Annotated in this window: 10 protein-coding genes; 9 read left to right on the forward strand and 1 reads right to left on the reverse strand. The window is 60.0% G+C overall.

What is annotated here, in order from left to right:
• Positions 1-6: 6 nt before the first annotated feature.
• From MXF20_RS01585 to MXF20_RS01600, 4 genes are all read left to right on the forward strand, one after another.
• Complete coding sequence (locus MXF20_RS01585; RefSeq protein WP_325967270.1) at positions 7-1,224, forward strand: winged helix-turn-helix domain-containing protein; 1,218 nt, start codon at positions 7-9, stop codon at positions 1,222-1,224.
• A gap of 78 nt (positions 1,225-1,302) precedes the next feature.
• Entirely contained in the window at positions 1,303-1,485 is a 183-nt protein-coding gene (locus MXF20_RS01590; protein WP_010618270.1) for a Trm112 family protein, read from the forward strand.
• Entirely contained in the window at positions 1,482-2,231 is a 750-nt protein-coding gene (gene kdsB, locus MXF20_RS01595) for a 3-deoxy-manno-octulosonate cytidylyltransferase (protein ID WP_325967273.1), read from the forward strand. Before MXF20_RS01590 ends, kdsB begins: the two co-directional genes overlap by 4 nt.
• 109 nt (positions 2,232-2,340) lie before the next feature.
• Positions 2,341-3,234, forward strand: coding sequence for a YcbJ family phosphotransferase (locus MXF20_RS01600; RefSeq protein ID WP_325967274.1), 894 nt, complete (start codon positions 2,341-2,343; stop codon positions 3,232-3,234).
• On the opposite strand, the gene elyC is transcribed toward MXF20_RS01600, so the two are convergent.
• On the reverse strand, positions 3,214-3,999 hold the full coding sequence (gene elyC, locus MXF20_RS01605; RefSeq protein ID WP_325967275.1) for an envelope biogenesis factor ElyC: 786 nt from the start codon (positions 3,997-3,999) through the stop codon (positions 3,214-3,216). The genes MXF20_RS01600 and elyC overlap by 21 nt on opposite strands.
• A 124-nt stretch (positions 4,000-4,123) precedes the next feature.
• Here elyC and cmoM point away from each other — a divergent pair, with 124 nt between their 5' ends.
• From cmoM to ldtD, 5 genes are all read left to right on the forward strand, one after another.
• Positions 4,124-4,894, forward strand: coding sequence for a tRNA uridine 5-oxyacetic acid(34) methyltransferase CmoM (gene cmoM, locus MXF20_RS01610; protein WP_325967277.1), 771 nt, complete (start codon positions 4,124-4,126; stop codon positions 4,892-4,894).
• A gap of 11 nt (positions 4,895-4,905) precedes the next feature.
• The gene (mukF, locus tag MXF20_RS01615; RefSeq protein ID WP_058757757.1) at positions 4,906-6,228 is read left to right on the forward strand and encodes a chromosome partition protein MukF; all 1,323 of its coding nucleotides are present in this window, start codon (positions 4,906-4,908) and stop codon (positions 6,226-6,228) included.
• Positions 6,209-6,937 carry a chromosome partition protein MukE gene (gene mukE / locus MXF20_RS01620; RefSeq protein ID WP_325967278.1) on the forward strand — a complete coding sequence of 243 codons (729 nt, stop codon included), beginning with the start codon at positions 6,209-6,211 and terminating at the stop codon, positions 6,935-6,937. The genes mukF and mukE overlap by 20 nt, the downstream gene beginning before the upstream one ends.
• Entirely contained in the window at positions 6,934-11,400 is a 4,467-nt protein-coding gene (gene mukB, locus MXF20_RS01625; protein ID WP_325967279.1) for a chromosome partition protein MukB, read from the forward strand. The genes mukE and mukB overlap by 4 nt, the downstream gene beginning before the upstream one ends.
• Before the next feature lie 155 nt (positions 11,401-11,555).
• On the forward strand, positions 11,556-13,367 hold the full coding sequence (gene ldtD, locus MXF20_RS01630; RefSeq protein ID WP_418936822.1) for a L,D-transpeptidase: 1,812 nt from the start codon (positions 11,556-11,558) through the stop codon (positions 13,365-13,367).
• Positions 13,368-13,506 lie beyond the last annotated feature (139 nt).

Below are 13,506 nucleotides of genomic sequence, written 5' to 3' on the forward strand. Positions count from 1 at the left end.
GACGTTATGACCAACACGCAATCCCTCTCGCTGCAAACCGCCCGCAATCTGCACCTCTCCGCGCAGGGACTGCTGCGCCCTCCGCGCCGTCAGGCGCGTTTTGCCGATCTTTATGCCTGTGTGCGGCAGATGTCGCTGCTGCAAATCGATACCATTAACGTGGTCGCGCGCAGTCCGTATCTGGTGCTGTTCAGCCGGCTGGGCGCTTTTCCTCCTGAATGGCTGGAACAGACGCTGGCTGCGGGTGAACTGTTTGAATACTGGGCGCATGAAGCCTGTTTTATCCCCTCTGAAGATTATCCGCTGCTGCGTCACCGCATGCTGGCACCGCAGCGCCTGGGCTGGAAATACAATCAGCAATGGGTGGATCAGCATCAGCAGGAGATCGCTGAGCTGCTGCAACATATAGCCGCCACCGGTCCGGTGCGCGCCGCTGATTTTGCCAGCGACAAGCATACTAAACCCGGCTGGTGGGCGTGGAAGCCGCACAAGCGTCACCTGGAGAACCTGTTTAGCGCCGGTGAACTGATGGTCGTTGAGCGGCGTAATTTCCAGCGCGTCTACGATCTGCGTAGTCGGGTGATGCCGCACTGGCGCGACGAGCAGCATGCGCTGAGCGAAAGCGAGGCGGTGATGCAGATGCTGGAGCACAGCGCCCGCAGCCTCGGCATTTTCCGCGCCAGCTGGCTGGCCGATTACTACCGGCTGAAACGCGCGCCCATTGCGCCCTGGCTGGCGCAGGCCGCTGAGCAGGGGATAATTCAGCGCGTCGAGGTTGAGCAACTGGGCGAGATGTGGCTGCATCATTCGCTATTGCCGCAGCTGGCGCAGCCGCAGGCCGCCACGCACAGCGCGCTGCTGTCACCGTTTGATCCGGTGGTATGGGATCGTCGTCGCGCGCTTGAGTTGTTTAATTTTGACTACCGCATTGAGTGCTATACGCCAGAGCACAAGCGTAAATATGGCTATTTTGTCCTGCCGCTGCTGCATCGCGGCGTACTGAAGGGGCGCGTGGATGCCAAAATGGATCGCCAGGCGCAGCGCTTAATCCTGCGGGCCTTCTGGCTGGAGCCCGGTGTACGCCTGAGCCAGCCGTTGCTCACTGATGTGCAAAAAGCCATCAATCGCTTTGCCGCCTGGCAGGGTGCCAGTGAAGTGGTGCTGGAAAACGCGCCTGACGCGCTGCGGGCCGCCTGGTCAGCGCGCTGGCGCATCAGCGTATAAGCGGATGGCGGCGCGCCGCCGTCAGTTGCGCTATGGTATGCTAATCGTCTGACGTATCGGTCCTGAAAGGAGAAAAGTATGGATCACCGTTTACTTGAGATTGTGGCCTGTCCGGTCTGCAACGGAAAACTGTATTACAACAAAGAGCAGCAGGAATTGATCTGCAAACCCGACGGTCTGGCATTCCCGGTGCGTGACGGCATCCCGGTGCTGCTGGAAGTGGAAGCGCGTACGCTGTCTGTTGAAGAGATTCATCCATGAGTTTCGTGGCGATTATTCCGGCGCGCTATGCTTCCACGCGCCTGCCGGGCAAACCGCTGCTGGATATTCACGGTAAACCGATGGTGGTGCACGTGATGGAGCGTGCGCGGGAATCGGGTGCCGGGCGGGTGATTGTGGCTACCGATCATCCCGACGTGGCGGCGGCAGTGACCGCTGCCGGTGGTGAAGTGTGCATGACGCGCGCCGATCACCAGTCCGGCACCGAGCGTCTGGCTGAGGTGATTGAAAAGTATCAGTTTGCTGATGACACCATCATCGTCAACGTGCAGGGCGACGAGCCGATGATTCCGGCGGAGATCGTGCGTCAGGTGGCGGACAACCTGGCACAGGCGGATGCCGGCATGGCGACGCTGGCGGTGCCGATTCGCGAGGCTGAAGAGGCGTTTAACCCCAATGCGGTAAAAGTGGTTACCGATGCCAGCGGCTATGCACTCTATTTTTCCCGCGCGACCATTCCGTGGGATCGCGAGCGTTACGCGCAGTCGCGTGAGCAGATTGGCGACACGCTGCTGCGCCACATCGGTATTTATGCCTATCGCGCCGGTTTCATCCGTCGCTATGTGGCATGGCAACCCTGTGCGTTAGAGCAGATCGAGTTGCTGGAACAGCTGCGCGTGCTGTGGTACGGCGAAAAAATTCACGTGGCGGTAGCGGCGACCGTGCCGAGCGTTGGCGTGGATACGCCGGACGATCTGCTGCGCGTGCGTGCGGCAATGCAGGCCTGATCGTCAGCGGCCAGCGACCCGGCTGGCCGCAAAGTTTGATCTGGCGCTAAGTCTTGCGCCGCCGTGACCTCCAGGATGGTGTAATGAGTTATCTCCGGAGGACCCTTCTATGGAACAACTCCGTGCAGAACTGGCGCTGGTGCTGGGCGAAGGCGTGAGCCGGCTGGAAACCATCAGCGAACAGGCACAATCGCGTCTTTACGCCCTCTATGATGACCACGGTAAGCCGATGCCGCTGGTGGCGAAATATTTTCGTCATCAGGGACGCGCCGCGCTCGAAGCGAAAAAACTCACCATGCTGGCGCACGAAGGGCTGATTACGCTGCCCACGGTTTACGGCCTCGTCTCAAGCCAGCAACCGCCGGCGCATGAAATGCTGTTGATGGCGCGCGTAAACGGCGTGTCGGCCGAAGCGCCGGCGCGCACGGCAGCGCGCTGGGAGCAGCTGTGTGAACAGATTGTCGAAGGGCTGCTGGCGTGGCACCGCATTGACAGCCACGGGCTGGTTGGCAGCGTCGACAGCGTGCAGGAGAATCGCTGGCCGGCGTGGTATCGCCAGCGGGTGGAAGTGCTGTGGTCGACGCTGAGCTATCTGTCACCTCCCGCGTTTACCCTCGCCGATCGCCAGATTCTGTTTCGCAGCCGCGCGCAGCTAACGCAGCTGTTTGCCGGCTTTGACGATCCGTGCGTGCTGGTACACGGTAATCTGCGTCTGGCCAGCATGCTAAAAGATCCGCGCAGCGACCAGCTGGTGGCGATGATGCAGCCGGGCACCCTTTTATGGGCACCGCGCGAATATGAGCTGATGCGCCTGGCGGAAAACGGGGCTGAAGCATCGCTGCTGCAGCACTATTTACAGCGCGCGCCGGTGGATGAGGGTTTCCTCTGGCGGCGCTGGTTGTATCAGCTGTGGGATTGTGTCGATACGCTGGTCAGCAGCGGACAGTTCGACCGTCCGCGCTTTGACTATGCCCGCGCGCAGCTACTCCCCTGGCTCGGCTGAATGCGCACCGCTGCCGCGCAGCCGCTGCCAGATCAGGCCCAGCGTTTCATACACCGCACGCTGACTGTGGCTAAGCCACAGCGGTGAGGGCAGCGTGCGATCCCAGACGCTAATCGGCGAGGTAATGGCCAGCTGGTTGGACGGTGCCGGAAGCGGATTCAGGCCGGCGCTCTGGAAAAAATGCATGGCGCGCGGCAGATGGTTGGCAGAAGTGACCAGCAGAAACGGATGCTGTCCGATGGTCTGTTTCACTGCCAGCGCTTCCTCGCCGGTGTCATGCGGTTGATCCAGCACGATGATGGCATCGTCGGGCACGCCCAGGCTGCGCGCCACGTCGGCGGCAACGCTGGCGTTACTGCGCGGGTTATAGCCCGCAGCGGCGCCGGTGAAGATCATCTTCGCCTGCGGATAGCGTCGCCACTGACGGACGCCTTCGGTTACGCGCGGCAGGCTGTTGTTCAGCAGATTGGAACTCGGTGCCCACTGCCGGTTATAGGTGTAACCCCCGCCCAGCACCACGATGTAATCCACCGGTTCGCTGCCGTTCCACGTGACATACTGGTTTTCCAGCGGCGCCAGCAGGCGGTCGGCCACCGGCTGCAGACTCAGCAGTAACAGCATCAGCCAGCTAAATGAGATAAGGATTTTGCCGCTTTTTTGCCAGCGACTGAACCAGAGCAGCAAAAGTCCTGCCGCCATAAGCGTTAACAGCAATGGCAAAGGCAATAGCATCGCGCCAATCCATTTTTTTAAGGCAAAAAACATCGAAAACGTCTCCTTTTGTCCGAAAAAACAGCAGCCAGACAGTTACTGCGGCATGAAAGGTTCATTCTTGTTGAGCCTGTGACAAAATAGCACAAGTTGAATGCAGCCAAGCGGAGCCATCACCATGCAGGATCGTAACTTTGACGATCTGGCGGATAAATTCTCGCAAAACATTTATGGCACCCGTAAAGGCCAGGTGCGCCAGGCGATCATCTGGGATGAACTGAACGCCATTCTGCCGACGCTGCCAGCCGGCCCGCTGACGGTGCTGGATGCCGGGGGCGGCGTCGGACAGATCTCCAGCGGCCTGGCTGCGCAGGGGCATCAGGTCGTGCTGTGCGACCTGTCGGGCGAGATGCTGCGGCTGGCCGCCGACCATGCGCACAGCGCGGGTGTGAGCCACAACATGCAATTCAAACAAATTAGCGCACAGCAGGTTGGCGAACATTTGGATAAGCCGGTGGATCTGGTATTGTTTCACGCTGTGCTTGAGTGGGTGGCGGATCCGCTGGCGGTGCTGCAGGCGCTGTGGCACACGCTGAAACCCGGCGGCGTGCTGTCGCTGATGTTTTACAATGCGCACGGCCTGACGTTCCGCACCCTGACGCTCGGCAATTTCGGCTATCTGCGCGCCAACATGAACAAGCGCAAAAAACGCACGCTGTCGCCGGATTTCCCCCGCGATCCCGAAGACGTGCAGCGCTGGCTGACGCAGTGCGGATTTATCACCGAGCAGCGAGCCGGTATCCGCGTGTTCAGTGACTACATGAAGCCGCAGCCCGGCGCCGGGAAGAGCTTTGAGGAAATTATTGAGATGGAACGGCGCTACTGTCGTCAGGAGCCCTTTTTGAGTTTAGGGCGCTATATCCATGTGACTGCGCGCAAACCCAGGTAAAAGGATCAACTATGAGCGAATTTTCCCAGACGGTCCCCGAACTGGTGGCATGGGCGCGCAAGAATGACTTTTCCCTTGCGCTGCCGGTAGAACGTCTGGCGTTTTTGCTGGCCATCGCCACCCTCAACGGGGAGCGCATGGACGGCGAGATGAGTGAAGGTGAGCTGATTGACGCCTTTCGTCACGTCAGCAAAGCGTTTGAACAAACCCACGAAACCGTGCAGGTCCGTGCCAACAACGCCATCAACGACATGGTGCGTCAGCGTCTGCTTAACCGCTTTACCAGCGAGCTGACCGAAGGGCACGCCATCTATCGTCTGACGCCACTGGCGATCGGCATCACCGACTATTACATCCGCCAGCGCGAATTTTCCACGCTGCGCCTGTCAATGCAGCTGTCAATCGTGGCACAGGAGCTGAAGCGCGCGGCTGACGCCGCCGAGGAAGATGGCGACGAGTTTCACTGGCACCGCAACGTCTTTGCGCCGCTGAAATATTCGGTGGCGGAGATCTTCGATAGCATCGACATGACGCAGCGCCTGATGGACGAACAGCAGCAGGCGGTAAAAAGTGATATCGCCGATCTGCTGAACAAAGACTGGCGTGCGGCCATCTCCAGCTGTGAGCTGCTGCTGTCGGAAACTTCCGGCACGCTGCGTGAACTGCAGGATACGCTGGAAGCGGCAGGCGACAAGCTGCAGGCTAACCTGCTGCGTATTCAGGACGCCACGCTGAGCAGCCCGGATCTCGGCTTTGTCGACAAACTGGTGTTTGACCTGCAAAACAAGCTCGATCGCATTATCAGCTGGGGCCAGCAGGCCATCGACCTGTGGATCGGTTACGACCGCCACGTGCACAAATTTATTCGTACCGCCATCGACATGGATAAAAACCGCGTTTTCGCGCAGCGTTTACGCCAGTCGGTGCAGAACTATTTCGATCAGCCGTGGGCGCTGACCTACGCCAATGCCGACCGTCTGTATGACATGCGCGATGAAGAGATGACGCTGCGTAACGACGAGGTGATGGGCGAGCTGCCGCCGGAGATGGAGTACGAAGAGTTTAACGAAATCCGCGAGCAGCTGGCGGCGATGATTGAAGAAGCGCTGCAGATTTACAAGCAGCAGCAGAAGCCGCTGCATCTCGCCACGGTGATGCGCGACTATCTGGCGCAGTACCCGCGCGCGCGCCACTTCGACCTCGCGCGCATCGTCATCGATCAGGCGGTGCGACTCGGCGTGGCCGAAGCCGATTTAGCCGGTCTGCCTGCGGAATGGCAGACCATTAATGATTACGGAGCCAAGGTGCAGGCACATGTCATCGACAAATATTGAACAAGTGATGCCGGTCAAACTGGCGCTGGCACTGGCAAACCCGATTTTTCCCGCGCTCGATAGCCAGTTACGCGCCGGCCGCCACATTGGTATTGAAGAGCTGGATAATCACGCGTTCCTGATGGATTACCAGCCGTTTTTAGAAGAGTTTTATGCGCGCTATAACGTTGAGTTGATCCGCGCACCGGAAGGTTTTTTCTATCTGCGTCCGCGCTCAACCACGCTGATCCCGCGCTCGGTGCTGTCCGAGCTCGACATGATGGTGGGTAAAATTCTCTGTTATCTCTACCTGAGTCCGGAGCGGCTGGCCAACGAGGGCATTTTCACCCAGCAGGAGCTGTACGACGAGCTGCTGTCGCTGGCCGATGAAAGCAAGCTGCTGAAGCTGGTTAACCAGCGCTCCACCGGATCGGACCTGGACCGCGCCAAACTGCAGGAGAAAATGCGCGCCTCGCTCAGCCGCCTGCGCCGTCTTGGCATGGTGTGGTTTATGGGCAACGACAGCAGCAAGTTCCGCATTATGGAGTCGGTGTTCCGCTTTGGCGCCGATGTGCGCAGCGGTGACGACGCGCGTGAGGCGCAGCTGCGCCTGATCCGTGACGGTGAAGCGATGACGCTGGAGAGCGCGCCGGTCGCCAGTGATAACGACGATGCAGACAATGACAGCGAAAACGACGCGAGCGAGCACGCGGAGGATGAACAGGCATGATTGAACGCGGTAAATTTCGATCGCTCACGCTGATCAACTGGAACGGTTTCTTTGCCCGCACCTTTGATCTGGATGAGCTGGTCACCACGCTGTCCGGCGGTAACGGTGCCGGTAAATCGACCACCATGGCGGCGTTTGTTACGGCACTGATTCCGGACTTAACCCTGCTGCATTTCCGTAATACCACCGAAGCCGGTGCCACATCCGGCTCGCGCGACAAGGGCCTGCACGGCAAATTGCGTGCGGGCGTCTGCTATGCGGTGCTGGACGTGGTCAACTCGCGCCATCAGCGCGTGGTGGCTGGCGTGCGTCTGCAGCAGGTGGCTGGACGCGATAAGAAAGTCGATATCAAACCGTTCAGTATTCACGGCCTGCCGACCGATACGCTGCCAACCGATATGCTGACCGAAATTCTCGGCAGCCGTCAGGCGCGCGTGCTGCCGCTGGCGGAGGTGAAGGAGCGGGTCGAAGCGCAGGAGGGCGTGCAGTTCCGCCAGTTCAGCTCGGTCACCGACTACCACGCCATGATGTTTGAGCTCGGCGTGGTGCCGCGTCGCCTGCGCACCGCCGGCGATCGCAGCAAATTCTATCGTCTGATCGAAGCCTCGCTGTATGGCGGTATCTCCAGCGCCATTACCCGCTCACTGCGCGATTACCTGCTGCCGGAAAACGGCGGCGTGCGTAAGGCGTTCCAGGATATGGAAGCGGCGCTGCGCGAAAACCGCATGACGCTGGAAGCGATTCGCGTCACCCAGTCGGACCGCGATCTGTTTAAGCATCTGATTTCGGAAGCCACCAGCTACGTTTCTGCCGACTACATGCGCCATGCCAACGAGCGGCGCATCCATCTCGACGGTGCGCTGCAGCTGCGTAACGAGCTATTCACCAGCCGCAATCAGCTGGCGTCGGAACAGTATCGTCACATCGAAATGGCGCGCGAACTTTCTGAGCACAACGGTGCAGAGAGCGATCTGGAAACCGATTATCAGGCGGCGAGCGATCACCTTAATCTGGTCCAGACGGCGATGCGTCAGCAGGAGAAGATCGCGCGTTACGATGCCGATCTGGAAGAGCTGACCTACCGCCTCGAAGAGCAGAACGAAGTGGTGGCCGAAGCGCGTGAGGTGCAGGAAGAGAACGAAGCGCGTGCTGAAGCGGCGGAAATTGAAGTCGATGAACTGAAAAGCCAGCTGGCCGATTTCCAGCAGGCGCTCGACGTGCAGCAAACCCGCGCCATTCAGTATCAGCAGGCGCTGCAGGCGCTGGAAAAAGCGCGGGCGCAGTGTCAGCTGCCGGACCTCACCATTGATAACGCCGCAGAGTGGCAGGAAACCTTCCAGGCGCGCGAAGAAGAGGCCACCGAACGGCTGCTGCGCCTGGAGCAGAAACTCAGCGTGGCGGAAGCGGCGCACAGCCAGTTTGAACAGGCGCTGGCGCTGGTTACCAGCATTGCCGGCGAGGTAAGCCGGCAGGATGCGTGGCAGGTCGGGCGCGAATTGCTGCGCGATGCCGCTAATCAGCGCCATCATGCCGAACAGCTCTCTTCGCTGCGTCTGCGTCTCAACGAACTGGAAACCCGCCTGCGCGAGCAGCATGACGCCGAACGTCTGCTGGCCGACTTCTGCAAACGTCAGGGCCAGCAGTATGACGCTGACGCGCTCGAAGGCCTGCAGCGTGAGCTGGAAGCGCAGATTGAGCAGCTGAACGAAAGCGTGGCCGACGCCGGTGAACGCCGCATGCTGATGCGCCAGGAGCTGGAGCAGCTGCGCGAGCGCATTACCGCGCTGACCGCGCGGGCACCGCACTGGCTGGCGGCGCAGGAGATTCTCACCCAACTGAGCGAGCAGACCGGCCAGACGCTGAGCAGCAGCCAGCAGATCACCGAATATATGCAGCAGCTGCTGGAGCGCGAGCGTGAAACCACCGTCGAGCGTGACGAAGTCGCGGCGCGCAAACGCGAGGTGGAGCAGCAGATTGAGCGGCTCAGCCAGCCAGGCGGCGCTGAAGATGCACGTCTGACGCAGCTGGCAGAACGGTTTGGCGGCGTACTGCTGTCAGAAATTTACGATGACGTCACGCTGGATGATGCACCGTACTTCTCGGCGCTGTACGGTCCGTCACGTCACGCGATTGTGGTGCCGGATCTGTCGCTGGTGCGCGAGATGCTCGACGGCCTCGAAGAGTGTCCGGAAGATCTCTATCTGATTGAGGGCGATCCGCAGTCGTTTGATGACAGCGTGTTTAGCGTCGACGAGCTGGAAAACGCGGTGGTGGTGAAAGTCGCTGAACGTCAGTGGCGCTATTCACGCTTCCCGAAAATACCGCTGTTTGGCCGCGCAGCGCGGGAAAATCAGCTGGAGCTGCTGCACAATGAACGTGACCAGCTGGCCGAGCGTTTCGCCACACTGTCGTTTGACGTACAGAAAACCCAGCGCCTGCATCAATCCTTCAGTCGCTTTATCGGCAGTCACCTGGCGGTGGCCTTCGACGACGATCCGGAAGCGCAGATGCGCCAGCTCAATAGCCGTCGTGGCGAGCTGGAGCGCGCGCTGGCGCAGCACGAGAGCGACAACCAGCAGCAGCGTGCCCAGTTTGAGCAGGCAAAAGAGGGCGTGGCGCAGCTCAACCGCCTGCTGCCACGCGTCAATCTGCTGCTGGATGACTCGCTGGCCGATCGTTGCGAAGAGATTCGCGAGCGGGTAGAAGAAGCCCAGGAAGCCGCGCGCTTCCTGCATCAGCACGGTGCGAAACTCAGCAAGCTGGAACCGCTGGTGGCGGTACTGCAGAGCGATCCGCAGCAGCACGAACAGCTGACGCGTGATTATCAGCAGGCGCAGCAGCAGCAGCGCGAAGCCCGTCAGCAGGCGTTTGCCCTGACCGAAGTGGTGCAGCGCCGCGCGCATTTCAGCTATGAAGATTCTGCCGGCATGCTGACCGGTAACAGCGATCTCAACGAGAAACTGCGCCAGCGTCTGGATCAGGCGGAAGGTGAGCGTAGCCGCGCACGCGAACGCCTGCGTGAGCATCAGGCGCAGCTGACACAATATTCCCAGGTGCTGGCGTCGCTGAAGAGTTCGTATGATGCCAAGCGCGACATGCTGAAAGAGCTGCAGCAGGAGATGCTGGATATTGGCGTGCACGCCGATGCCAGCGCCGAGGAGCGTGCGCGCAGCCGGCGTGACGAGCTGTATACGGCGCTCAGCCACAACCGTGCGCGTCGTAATCAGCTGGAGAAACAGCTCACCTTCTGCGAGGCCGAGATGGATGGCCTGCAGAAGAAACTGCGTAAGCTGGAGCGCGATTACCATCTGATGCGTGAGCAGGTGGTCAGCGCCAAAGCGGGCTGGTGCACTGTGCTGCGGCTGGTGAAAGAGAACGGCGTCGAGCGTCGTCTGCATCGCCGCGAACTGGCTTACCTGAGCGGCGACGAGCTGCGCTCAATGTCGGATAAGGCGCTGGGTGCGCTGCGTCTGGCGGTGGCGGATAATGAACACCTGCGCGATGTGCTGCGCATGTCGGAAGATCCAAAACGGCCGGAGCGCAAGATTCAGTTCTTTATCGCTGTCTACCAGCATCTGCGTGAGCGTATCCGTCAGGATATTATCCGCACCGATGACCCGGTCGAAGCCATCGAACAGATGGAGATTGAGCTGAACCGTCTGACCGAAGAGCTGACGGCGCGTGAGCAGACGCTGGCGATCAGCTCGCGCAGCGCCGCCAATATCATCCGCAAAACCATTCAGCGCGAGCAGAACCGTATTCGCCAGCTGAACCAGGGCTTGCAGGCGGTGAGCTTTGGTCAGGTGCGCAGCGTGCGGCTCAATGTCAACGTGCGCGAAACGCACGCCATGCTGCTGGATACGCTGTCGGAAGAGCATGAGCAGCATCAGGATCTGTTCACCAGCAATCGCCTGACGTTCTCGGAAGCGCTGGCGAAGCTGTATCAGCGTCTCAACCCGCAGATCGATATGGGACAGCGTACGGCGCAGACCATCGGTGAAGAGCTGCTTGACTACCGCAACTACCTTGAGATGGAAGTGGAAGTTAACCGCGGTTCCGACGGCTGGCTGCGCGCCGAAAGTGGAGCGCTGTCGACCGGTGAAGCGATCGGTACCGGCATGTCGATTCTGGTGATGGTGGTGCAGAGCTGGGAAGAGGAGTCACGACGTCTGCGCGGCAAAGACATTTCGCCATGTCGCCTGCTGTTCCTCGATGAAGCCGCACGTCTTGATGCGCGCTCCATCGCCACGCTGTTCGAACTGTGCGAGCGTCTGGAAATGCAGCTGGTGATCGCCGCGCCGGAGAATATCAGCCCGGAAAAAGGCACTACCTATAAACTGGTACGTAAAGTCTTTAACAATACGGAGCACGTCCACGTGGTCGGTCTGCGCGGTTTCTCCGCCGATCCGACGCCGGCGAAACTGGAAAATCCCGCAGCGGGCGTGGCAACCGAAAATAGCTAGCGGCATATCTGGTTAAAATTTTATGCTGCGGTTAATCTGTAAACGGCATCGGCCCTGCGAGGCGGATGCCGTTTTTTATTTTATACTCAACCATAAGAGTAAGGCGGTACACGGCGTTTTCAGGATGCTGTGTCTTGGGTAAGAAGGGGGCAGGGATGTTGCTGGACAATAAGAGCAGAATTAAACGTGCTGCAATAGCACTCAGTTTGTCACTGATGGCGACACCGCTGGCGATCAGCCAGGCGGCCAGCGTCAGCGCGCTGCCGGACACTGCGCACGGTACGCTATCCGTGGCTGCCAGCCAGCAGCACATTCTGCAGGCATTGAGCCCCAGCGAACGACCTTTTTATTTGCCTGGCCTCGCCGGCATCTATGCCGCGCGCAATATGGCACCGCTGTGGCAGGACCGTGACGCCGTGCAGGCTTTCCAGCAGCAGCTGGCAGAAGTGGCGCTCTCCGGCGTGCAGCCGCAGTTTACCCGCTGGGTAGAGTTGCTCACCAATCCGGATATCAAAGGCTTTGCGCGGGACGTGGTACTGAGCGACGCCATGCTCGGCTATCTGCAGTTTGTCGCGAATGTGCCGACTCAGGGCGAAACCTGGCTGTACAGCAATGTGCCGTACAAGCTGACCATGCCGTCACTCTCCGCCATTAATCAGTGGCAGAACGCGGTGAACGGCGGCGGCAGCCGCGCCTTTGTGGTGTCGCTGCAGCCGCAGCATCCGCAGTACGCACCGATGCACAGCGCGCTGAAAGCGCTGCTGACCGATAACCGGCCGTGGCCGCAGCTGCGTGACAAGGCCACGCTGCGTCCGGGGCAAATCAGCGATGATGTGCCGGCGCTGCGTGAAATTTTGCAGCGCACCGGCATGCTGACCGGCACGCACAGCACTACGCCTACGCCAGCCGAGGATGCCGTCCCGACCGCCCCGCAGCCGGTAAGCCAGAGCGATCAGCCGGTGGCCGTCAGCCCGTCGGCCACCAGCGTCAGCGATCTGCCGGCGCAGGCACCGCAGGCCAGCGGCAACATCAGTGCCGTCACACCGCCAGCCAGCAATAACGTGTACGATAGCGCGCTGGTGGAAGGGGTCAAACGCTTCCAGCACTGGCAGGGACTGGCGGACGATGGCGCCATTGGCCCGCGCACCCGCGAGTGGCTGAATGTTTCCCCGCAGATGCGTGCGGCGCTGCTGGCGCTGAATATTCAGCGTCTGCGTCTGCTGCCGGATGACATGCACAACGGCATCATGGTGAATATTCCCAACTATTCCCTGACCTACTACAACAACGGCAATACCATTCTGTCATCGCGGGTGATTGTCGGTCGTCCGGACCGCAAAACGCCGCTGATGCGCAGCGCGCTCAACAATGTGGTGCTCAATCCACCGTGGAACGTGCCCACCACACTGGTGCGCCAGGATATCGTGCCGAAGGTGAAGCAGGATCCGAGCTATCTGTATAAGCACGGCTACACGCTGCTGTCAGGCTGGAGCGCCGATGCGGAAGTGATCGACCCGTCGATGATTGACTGGCACATGGTGTCCGCCGCCAGTTTCCCGTATCGCATTCGTCAGGCGCCGGGTGCCAGCAACTCGCTGGGCCGCTATAAATTCAACATGCCGAGTTCGGACGCGATTTATCTGCATGACACGCCCAATCATGGCCTGTTCCAGCGCGATATCCGTGCGCTGAGCTCGGGCTGCGTGCGCGTGAATAAAGCCTCTGAGCTGGCCGATCTGCTGCTGCAGGACGCCGGCTGGAACGACAGTCGCATCTCCGACACGCTGAAACAGGGCGATACGCGCTACGTGCCGATCCGCCATCGCATCCCGGTTAATCTCTATTACCTTACGGCCTGGGTGGCTGACGACGGCCAGCCGCAGTATCGTACAGATATTTACAATTATGATAATCCGGCGCGCTCCGGCAGCCAGGTGTTGACCAAAGCGGGGCAGCTGCTGCTCTAAACGTTGATTTCTCAGTTATCCTTTCCTGATAGAAAATGGCAAGACCGGTCTGGAAAAATTGATTTCAGACCGGTTTTGCGCATTCTGTGACAGATTGCGGGTTGACTGCTCTCCAGGCTGCGGTTACTGTTCGGCCTTG

It is taken from the genome of Pantoea dispersa (assembly GCF_035783935.1).
In the GTDB taxonomy this organism is placed as follows: Bacteria; Pseudomonadota; Gammaproteobacteria; order Enterobacterales; family Enterobacteriaceae; genus Pantoea; species Pantoea dispersa_C.

What these genes read in the sequence shown, in the direction of transcription:
- MXF20_RS01585 (WP_325967270.1), top strand. Translation starts at nt 7, where the DNA reads ATGACCAACACGCAATCCCTCTCGCTGCAAACCGCCCGCAATCTGCAC.
- MXF20_RS01590 (WP_010618270.1), top strand. Translation starts at nt 1,303, where the DNA reads ATGGATCACCGTTTACTTGAGATTGTGGCCTGTCCGGTCTGCAACGGA.
- kdsB (WP_325967273.1), top strand. Translation starts at nt 1,482, where the DNA reads ATGAGTTTCGTGGCGATTATTCCGGCGCGCTATGCTTCCACGCGCCTG.
- MXF20_RS01600 (WP_325967274.1), top strand. Translation starts at nt 2,341, where the DNA reads ATGGAACAACTCCGTGCAGAACTGGCGCTGGTGCTGGGCGAAGGCGTG.
- elyC (WP_325967275.1), bottom strand. Translation starts at nt 3,999, where the DNA reads ATGTTTTTTGCCTTAAAAAAATGGATTGGCGCGATGCTATTGCCTTTG.
- cmoM (WP_325967277.1), top strand. Translation starts at nt 4,124, where the DNA reads ATGCAGGATCGTAACTTTGACGATCTGGCGGATAAATTCTCGCAAAAC.
- mukF (WP_058757757.1), top strand. Translation starts at nt 4,906, where the DNA reads ATGAGCGAATTTTCCCAGACGGTCCCCGAACTGGTGGCATGGGCGCGC.
- mukE (WP_325967278.1), top strand. Translation starts at nt 6,209, where the DNA reads ATGTCATCGACAAATATTGAACAAGTGATGCCGGTCAAACTGGCGCTG.
- mukB (WP_325967279.1), top strand. Translation starts at nt 6,934, where the DNA reads ATGATTGAACGCGGTAAATTTCGATCGCTCACGCTGATCAACTGGAAC.
- ldtD (WP_418936822.1), top strand. Translation starts at nt 11,556, where the DNA reads ATGTTGCTGGACAATAAGAGCAGAATTAAACGTGCTGCAATAGCACTC.